A 7,761-nucleotide genomic window follows, 5' to 3' on the forward strand; every position below is an offset into this window, starting at 1 on the left:
TCGACGCGTTGCCCCTCACGCCCAACGGCAAGCTCGATCGCCGGGCACTGCCCGATCCGCAATGGCAAAGCCTCGACGCCTACGTCGCGCCGCGCACCTCGCTCGAACACGCGCTCGCGCAGTGCTTTGCCAGTGTGCTCGGCCTCGAGCGTGTGAGCGTCTTCGATAACTTCTTCGCGCTCGGCGGACACTCGCTGCTCGCCGTACAACTGATGGCGCATATCGATGCCAAGCTCGGCCAGAACATTTCCATCCGCGTCCTGTTCAGCGCCCCTTCGGTAGCCGAGCTAGCTGACCATCTGAACACCGCTCCCTCGAACACGGAATTCGACACAATCCTGCCGATTCGTGCTCCGGGCGACGGCGCTCCGCTATTCTGCATTCACCCGGTCGGCGGACTCGCCTGGAGCTATGCGGGCCTTGCTCAGAGCATCGAGGGAAATCGGCCTATTTACGCTGTGCAGACTCCCGCGCTCCAGCAACCCGGTTACGGTCCCGCCAACATTGCGGAGATGGCGACTGACTACATCGCGCGCATCCGGAACATTCAGCCTCAAGGGCCATATCGGCTGCTCGGCTGGTCTTTCGGGGGACTGGTCGCCTATGAAATGGCGACGCAGCTTCAGCACCTCGGCGAAACAGTCGACCAGCTCGTTCTGCTGGACTCACGTCTCCCTGACGGCCGGGAGGCGCCTGAGCTCGACGAATGCACGCTCATGGCGGCGGCCTTCCCGAACATGCCTGAGGATCTGGCGATAGCGCTTCGCGATATGCAGACGACTTCCGAGCGTGTCAATGCCCTGCGCACACACCGCCTGATTCCGGCCTATATCACCGATCGACACGTCATGACCCTGATCGATGCGACACAGCGAAACATGCATCTGCAATCGACTTTCGCGCCAAAGCAGTTTTGTGGCGATATCGTCTACTTCACGGCCATCCGCTCCGAAGCGTCTGATCGGCCGCGTCACGCCGCCGGATGGCGCGATCGGATCGACGGCTCGGTCGTGAATTGCGACATCGATTGCGCACATACCGAAATGTGCTTGCCTTCTTCACTCGCGACGATTGGAAAGAACCTGGCCCCATTGAACGTATTCGATGGATCGACGCGTCGACATCCCGATGAGGAACTCGGAGTAAAGGTAGCGAATGATTGAGATGTCTGAGGCATCGCCATCGGTTGAACTGCGGATGGCGAACATCGTTTCCGCGACGTGGCTGAACTGTGGGATCAAGTCTGATTCTCAGGCTTGTCTCCCCGCTTCAGCAACGGAGAAACCGGACGACCGTTTGATTTCCACCGGTTCGATGGACGCTGGACGCTCTACAGAAAAAAAAGCGGCGGCGCATGGCGCGCCGCCGTCTGTCATATGCTGCGGTAAGTTAGCCGCCCCGTCGTTGCTTTCGGTCGCTATGCTTGCGCACGTTGCTGGCAAGTTCGGAAATGATTTCGGTCGCGGCACCGATGATCTGGCTGAAGTCGAAGCCCGCGCGCGTCATCTCGGTATAGAAGGATCGCGCGAGCATCTTCGAGAGTTGGCTCGGATTCTGGATCGATTGAGTGACGATGTCACCGATAGTCTGATCCGACGAGCGCTTGAGCGTCATGCGGGCGAAAGGCGAGGCAACGAGTTTCTGCAGTCTGTCTGCCTCGATGGCTCTCGTGATGAACGCGGCGAGAATGCGCAGCACCTTCAGGTCATGCTCAGTGAACTGCACTTTGTCTTGCGGCCCCGAAACCTGCACAACGCCAATAGCCGTTCCATTCAACTCGAGGACTGAAAACATGTTGTCGCGCGCGTCCGAATATTCGACGATTGTCGTCGTCGCTGCGAAATGCACCTCGCCGAATGACGCGGACTGACCGGAGCACACTTCGGCGATCCGCTCGTCGGCCGTTACTGTGACGACGCATCGCTTTGCTCGCAGCGCCTCGGCGACCATCGTCGCGAGTTCTTCGGGTGAGCTGACGGAATCCGGAATGACCGCAACCTCAGCCTCAGGATTTTGCTCTTTGAAAACAGGTTCCAACATTTTCATGTGTGTATCCACCGGAAGGTTCAATCGTGCATCGTCGTGGCGACGACATCTGGTCCAGTCAGAAGGGGCTGTATCCTGCTGCGCGCCCGACAAAGAGGCCCGCCTCGTAGGCGGCATCGAGCGCCCGTCTGAGCTCCCGGACACTCACGGTTCGAAAGCCGGCAGACGGAATCCCGACCGGCTCGAACGACTCGAACGACTCGATTCCAAGTACCTCGCCCGAGATCGTGCGCAGCACTTCCTCGCGCGCTTCGTGTCTTGCAGCTTCCATAATCGTGCACATGTGCGTCGTCTCCGTATCGCGTGCTATCGGATCATCCGTCAATTTCACGTCCCGTGAAGCCCAGGACGGACTGAACATCGTAGTTGGACTCAGGTTATGCGTTGATAGTTAGGATCTGGTTAGCGTGACGGGTGCCGGTCAGAACGCATCGACGGCCTTCGGTAAGTTGAACCGATACAAAATCCAACCGGATCCGGTTGAATCGGGACCCTAATTTGTATGTAACTCTCGATCGCCAAGCTGTGCTCGCTTGCTCCAGTTCCGTCTCGTCGACCGCGAGCGGCAGCGTTCCTAACAGGTGAAAACATGAAACGACCCTCTTTCGTGCAGCGACGCAGCGTCAGGATCCGTAACGGCCGTTTCGAAATCTCCGTAGAAGATTCAGGCAGCAGCGGAATGCCTTGCGTGCTGCTTCACGGTCGCGGCGAGTGCAGCGGCGTGTGGCGCACGTTGACGGAAGCTGCTTCTGCCGACCACCGTTTCGTATCCATCGATCTACGCGGGCATGGCGATTCAAGCTGGGATCCGGATGGATCGTACGATGCAAGAACGCTGGCTGGTGACGTGCTCGAAGTCCTGTTGGCATTGAACATACGAAAACCAGTACTGATCGGTCACTCGCTTGGCGGCAGCGTTGCGTTGCATTTGACCGGGATGCTCGGACCGTTCACCTCTGGACTCGTCCTGGTCGATTTTGGACCGGATTCTGATGCTGCCGGTTCACAAAGAGTGCTCACTGAAATACGGGAAACTCCAACCCGGTTCAATTCGATCGCCGAATATGCGCAGTGGCTGCAGGAGCGCCGTCCTCTCGCGAGCGGCCGCGCGCTGCATCACCTGGCGGCACATGCCTTGCGCCGCACGCACACGGGCACCTTCGAGCCGAAGGTGGACCGGACGGTCGCCGACGACTTCCTGCCGAACGACGGTGCACGCGAAGAGCAAATGTGGGACATGCTCAGGTCCGTGCAATGCCCGAGCCTCGTCGTGAGAGGCATCGGGTCCGCCATACTCAAGCCTCAGGTCGCATTGCGCATGGCGCAGCAGGCATTGCCGAAGGGGCAGCTCGCGACGATTTCCCGCGCAGGTCACTCCGTGATGACCGACAATCCTGATGAATTCAACCGGACGATTCAGACCTTCCTTGCTTCTCTGTCGCCTGCCGCGAGCGGAGGCCCGTCATGTTCTCCATGATTCCTTCGGAGATTCGACGTCAGTCCTTGCAACGCATCGTGATTGGCGTCATCGCCGGGTTTGTCGGGGCCCTTTGCAGCGCGGAAATCGCACGACTGATTAGCAGCGTCGCCGGAGGGCAGATCCCGACGCGCGGACTGGCGATCGGTTTCTTCGCGGTCTGCGTAGCGCAACTGCTCTTTAGAACGAGTTCCCAGATACTCATCATGGACTTCGGGCAGCAGGTGATATGCAGCTTGCGCATCGAATTGTGCCGGAAGATCCTGCACACGCCCTATAAAAAGCTGGAGGCGCTTGGGAAGCCGCGTCTGCTTGCCATCCTCACGACGGATGTCGGCACATTCGCGCAGGCTGCGCAGATGCTTCCAGTCACGTTCGGGCACCTGGTCCTGGTCGCCGTATGCCTCGGATATATGGCCTGGCTTTCCTGGCAGGCATTCGCGTGTTTCTTTGTTTTTCTGGTCACCGCGGCAGTGATTTATCACTGCGTGGAGCGCTGGCCGCTGCGCGAGATGCAGGCGGTCCGCGATCAGCTTGACATCATCTTCCGGCATTTCCGTTCGCTGCTGGAAGGCACACGTGAATTGCAACTCAATACTTCGCGAGCCCAGTACTTCACGGACCACGTGGTCCATCCGACTGCGCATCGGTTCCGGCGCTCGTTCACGCGAGCGATGCTCATCTATTCACTCGTCGCCAATGCGGGCGGCATGTTGTTCTACGTGGCGATCGGCCTGATCCTGCTCGTCATGCCGCATTGGTTTCCGCAGGCGCCAGGGGTTCTGGTGACACTCACGCTGCTGCTCCTGTTCCTGATTCAGCCCGTCAGCGAAGTGATGAACACCTTGCCAATTCTGCGGCAGGCTTCCATCGCGTTGGCGCGGATCCGCATTCTCGATGCGGAGCTGGCGCAGGCGCCGGACGATGACACTCGCACGACCCAGGACGATCCCTTCGCTACCGCAGTCGAGGGCGCTCCGCTACTCAGGTTCGCCGGTGTATCGCATCGCTATCCGGGACTGACAGAAGATCGTCCGTTCACGCTTGGGCCGATCGACCTTTCGATCAAGCAAGGCGAGGTGATCTACCTGATCGGAGGAAACGGCAGCGGCAAGACTACGCTCGCGATGCTGCTGCTCGGACTCTATGAACCTGAGCAAGGCCATGTCGAACTGAATGGCGTAAAGATTGAAAGACATAACCTGGTGCAGTATCGTCAGCGATTTTCGGCTGTCTTCGCCGACTTTCACCTGTTCGACGAAATCCTGTGTCAGGATCAGGCTCAGATCGCGAGCCGGGCGACGCATTATCTGCACACACTCGAACTCGACCACAAGGTAAGCCTCAGAGGCAACAGGTTCAGCACCACCAGTCTTTCGTCCGGACAGCGCAAGCGAATGGCGCTCATCGCGTCGTACCTGGAAGATCGTCCGATCTATCTTTTCGATGAGTGGGCCGCTGATCAGGACCCCGTGTTCAGGCGCGTGTTCTACACAGAACTGATCCCCGATCTCAAGCGCAAGGGCAAGACGGTCATCGTCATCTCTCATGACGATGCCTATTTCGAGTGCGCCGACCGGCTCGTACAGGTCGCCCAGGGCCGCCTTGTCGACGTGTCTGCCGAAGCGCTGAAGGCGGGTTTGTATACCAGACGCAATGGCTCGGCTGTGTCCGACTAACGTGACGGCGTTCTACAGATCGCGAAATCGGCCGCTTCACTCGGCCGCTTGCTGACTCCACATATGCGTGGCGATCCGATGACCATGCGCTCGTGCCGCTTTGACCTTTTTCTCGACTCGGCTCGTGGCAATCAGGATAGCCACGCCAATAGCAGCACATACCGCGAGCACTTACTGCCCTCCATGCTGACTGAAAAGAGGGAGTGGGAGCAACCATGATCAGTACCTGGATGCATAACCTGCCATTATGGCAAATGACACTCGTTGTCTTTGGTGCGACATTTCTCGTGGGAACGACGATCCACATCGTCACCAGCTGGCTTGCAGCCAGTCAGCATCGGCGGTCATCCATGGCAATTTCGCCCGGCTTGCTGTCTCCAATCGGTGTCATCTTCGGCTTGCTGATCGCGTTTACCGCCGCGCAGGTATGGAACGACACGGAGCGTGCCAATGTAGCAGTCGCCACGGAAGCCGGTGCGCTAAGATCTGTTGTTGTCCTGTCCGCGGTTTTGCCAGAAGAGGCGCAGATCCGGTTGCGGGAGCTGGTCAGGGATTACATCGAGTACACGATAGATACCGAATGGCCAATGATGGCGCAAGGAGCCCTTACACTGAAAATCAGTCCGCCCGCGTTGAACAAGGCGCTTCAGTTCACGCTTTCCCTCGAGGCGAATACGCCCGGCCAGCAGACTGCGCAGCGCCAGTTGGCGACGTCGCTGGAGCAGGCCCTGGAAGCCCGTCGCCAGCGTATCCTGGTTAGTCGCGCCGAAGTTAACGGTGTCAAGTGGGCATGCCTGATTCTTCTGGCTGTGTGCCTGCTGTTCACGATCGCCCTGGTTCATTGCGAGAACCGACTCACCTCCGCCGTAGGCATTGCTCTTTCTTCTGCAGCAATCGCAACGACCATGCTGCTGATCCTTTCGCACGATCGACCATTTGCAGGAGTAATCGCCGTGAAGCCCGAACCGCTATACCAGGTGATGCCTGCGGATCGCTGATCATTGTTGCGGGAGTGGGATAGACCGCCTCGCAGCGGCCGGTTATGGAACCCTCGTCGGGCTGGTCATCTGCTATCAACAGAAGGTCGTCTACTCTCGCCTTCTCTGCTCGCTTACGGTCGGAGATGTTCAATGCGGCTCCTTTCCTTCATCGACAAGCGGGCAACGCGGCGTGCACATCGGTTATGGCTTCACTACGGCGTATTTTGGCCCGGCGCCGTCGCCGTCGGTTTGATCGCAATCCTGTATGCGCGGTTGATCGAGTTTGGGTATAGCCTCTTCCTTCGTTACGTCGATTCCCTTCCGTGGCTGCCCTTAGTCGTGACCCCAGCGGTCAGCGCAACTTGTGTGTGGGCCACAATGCGGTTTTTCCAAGGGGCCGCGGGAAGCGGTATACCGCAAGTCATCGCGACGCTACACGGTCCTACGACTCAGCTTGGTCAACGCTTACTGACCCTGCGGATTTTGGTTGGCAATATCGCGCTTTCTTTCCTCGCGATCCTTGGCGGATTCACCATCGGCCATGAGGGACCCACGATTCAGGTCGGTGCGGCGCTCATGTTTAACCTGCGCGTGTTCTACCCACGCAGATTCCGCTCAATCGCTGGCGTTACGCTGGAGCGAAGACTGGTCCTCGCGGGGGCTGCCGCGGGTCTCTCCGCTGCATTCAACGCGCCGCTGGCCGGAGTAGTGTTTGCGATAGAAGCGTTGACACGGAGCTTCGAACAGCGCGCGAGCGGCGTACTTGTTACACCAATCATTCTCGCCGGCATTGTCGCGCTCGGCATCAACGGCAATAACTCGTACTTTGGGACGATCGACGTCGGAACACGCATCCCCGACGACCTGGCCCTCGCCGTGGTACTGACGGGACTGATCGCAGGAGTCGCGGGAGGCGTATTTTGCTGGCTAGTGCTTAACACGAAGCACTGGATGCCAAGCATGATCCTTCGATTGCAAGCTCGCTGGCCGATCGTGTTCGCAGCGCTATGCGGCCTGGCTGTAGGAGGTATCGGATACGTTTCGGGCGGTCACACGTTCGGTAGCGGGTACGCTGAAGCGCGTGGGATGCTGGAGGGCCACGGGGATCTGACGGCCATGTACCCCGTGATGAAGCTGGCCTCGGTGATCGGGTCTTATCTACCTGGCGTGCCGGGAGGCATTTTCGCCCCGTCACTATCCGTTGGCGCGGGTATCGGTAATACGCTTCATTTGTTGCTCTCGCAGATGCAGTTGCCTATGCTCATTGCTCTGGGCATGGCAGGTTATCTGGCTGCGGTCACTCAATGTCCAATTACTGCTTTCGTCATCGTAGTGGAGATGATCAACGGACACGCGCTGGTTATCTCTCTAATGGCCACAGCTTTGATCGCAAGTCGTATATCGGGTCTGTTTGCACCTCCGCTTTATGAAGCGCTCGCTCGGCGCTATATTCACCTCCCAACCCAGAAGCCGGAACCTTAAGGCACCGGCTGTAGCGCGACTGTCACGGATCGGCGTAATCGAGCCGGGGATGGTCGGCCTAATGAGGCCACGCAGAGTAGCCCCGAAACGCAATTTC

General features: G+C 58.7%; 8 protein-coding genes. 5 read left to right on the top strand and 3 right to left on the bottom strand.

The features are described 5' to 3' along the window. Positions 1-191: hypothetical protein (locus tag AWB81_RS47640; RefSeq protein WP_235026138.1), on the bottom strand; the 191-nt coding region annotated here is incomplete at its 3' end. On the opposite strand from AWB81_RS47640, the gene AWB81_RS38705 reads away from it, so the two are divergent. Beyond that, entirely contained in the window at positions 153-1,163 is a 1,011-nt protein-coding gene (locus tag AWB81_RS38705) for a thioesterase domain-containing protein (RefSeq protein ID WP_235026139.1), read from the top strand. The genes AWB81_RS47640 and AWB81_RS38705 overlap by 39 nt on opposite strands. Positions 1,164-1,389: 226 nt before the next feature. On the opposite strand, the gene AWB81_RS38710 is transcribed toward AWB81_RS38705, so the two are convergent. Then, entirely contained in the window at positions 1,390-2,139 is a 750-nt protein-coding gene (locus tag AWB81_RS38710) for a hypothetical protein (protein ID WP_235026140.1), read from the bottom strand. Next, the gene (locus AWB81_RS38715) at positions 2,105-2,329 is read right to left on the bottom strand and encodes a DUF6900 domain-containing protein (protein ID WP_062643444.1); all 225 of its coding nucleotides are present in this window, start codon (positions 2,327-2,329) and stop codon (positions 2,105-2,107) included. Before AWB81_RS38715 ends, AWB81_RS38710 begins: the two co-directional genes overlap by 35 nt. 306 nt (positions 2,330-2,635) lie before the next feature. Between AWB81_RS38715 and AWB81_RS38720 the strand changes: the two genes are divergently transcribed. The 4 genes from AWB81_RS38720 to AWB81_RS38735 all read left to right on the top strand — a co-directional run bounded on the left by AWB81_RS38720 (position 2,636) and on the right by AWB81_RS38735 (position 7,664). Continuing rightward, on the top strand, positions 2,636-3,523 hold the full coding sequence (locus AWB81_RS38720) for an alpha/beta fold hydrolase (RefSeq protein ID WP_235026141.1): 888 nt from the start codon (positions 2,636-2,638) through the stop codon (positions 3,521-3,523). After that, entirely contained in the window at positions 3,520-5,202 is a 1,683-nt protein-coding gene (locus AWB81_RS38725; RefSeq protein WP_235026142.1) for a cyclic peptide export ABC transporter, read from the top strand. The genes AWB81_RS38720 and AWB81_RS38725 overlap by 4 nt, the downstream gene beginning before the upstream one ends. Before the next feature lie 215 nt (positions 5,203-5,417). Next, positions 5,418-6,200: a bestrophin-like domain gene (locus AWB81_RS38730; protein ID WP_062643448.1), complete on the top strand. Its 783-nt coding sequence runs from the start codon at positions 5,418-5,420 to the stop codon at positions 6,198-6,200. A 132-nt stretch (positions 6,201-6,332) separates the two neighbouring features. Continuing rightward, complete coding sequence (locus AWB81_RS38735) at positions 6,333-7,664, top strand: chloride channel protein (RefSeq protein WP_062643450.1); 1,332 nt, start codon at positions 6,333-6,335, stop codon at positions 7,662-7,664. The last annotated feature ends 97 nt before the right edge of the window (positions 7,665-7,761 follow it).

This window comes from Caballeronia arationis, from assembly GCF_001544975.2.
Lineage (GTDB): Bacteria > Pseudomonadota > Gammaproteobacteria > Burkholderiales > Burkholderiaceae > Caballeronia > Caballeronia arationis.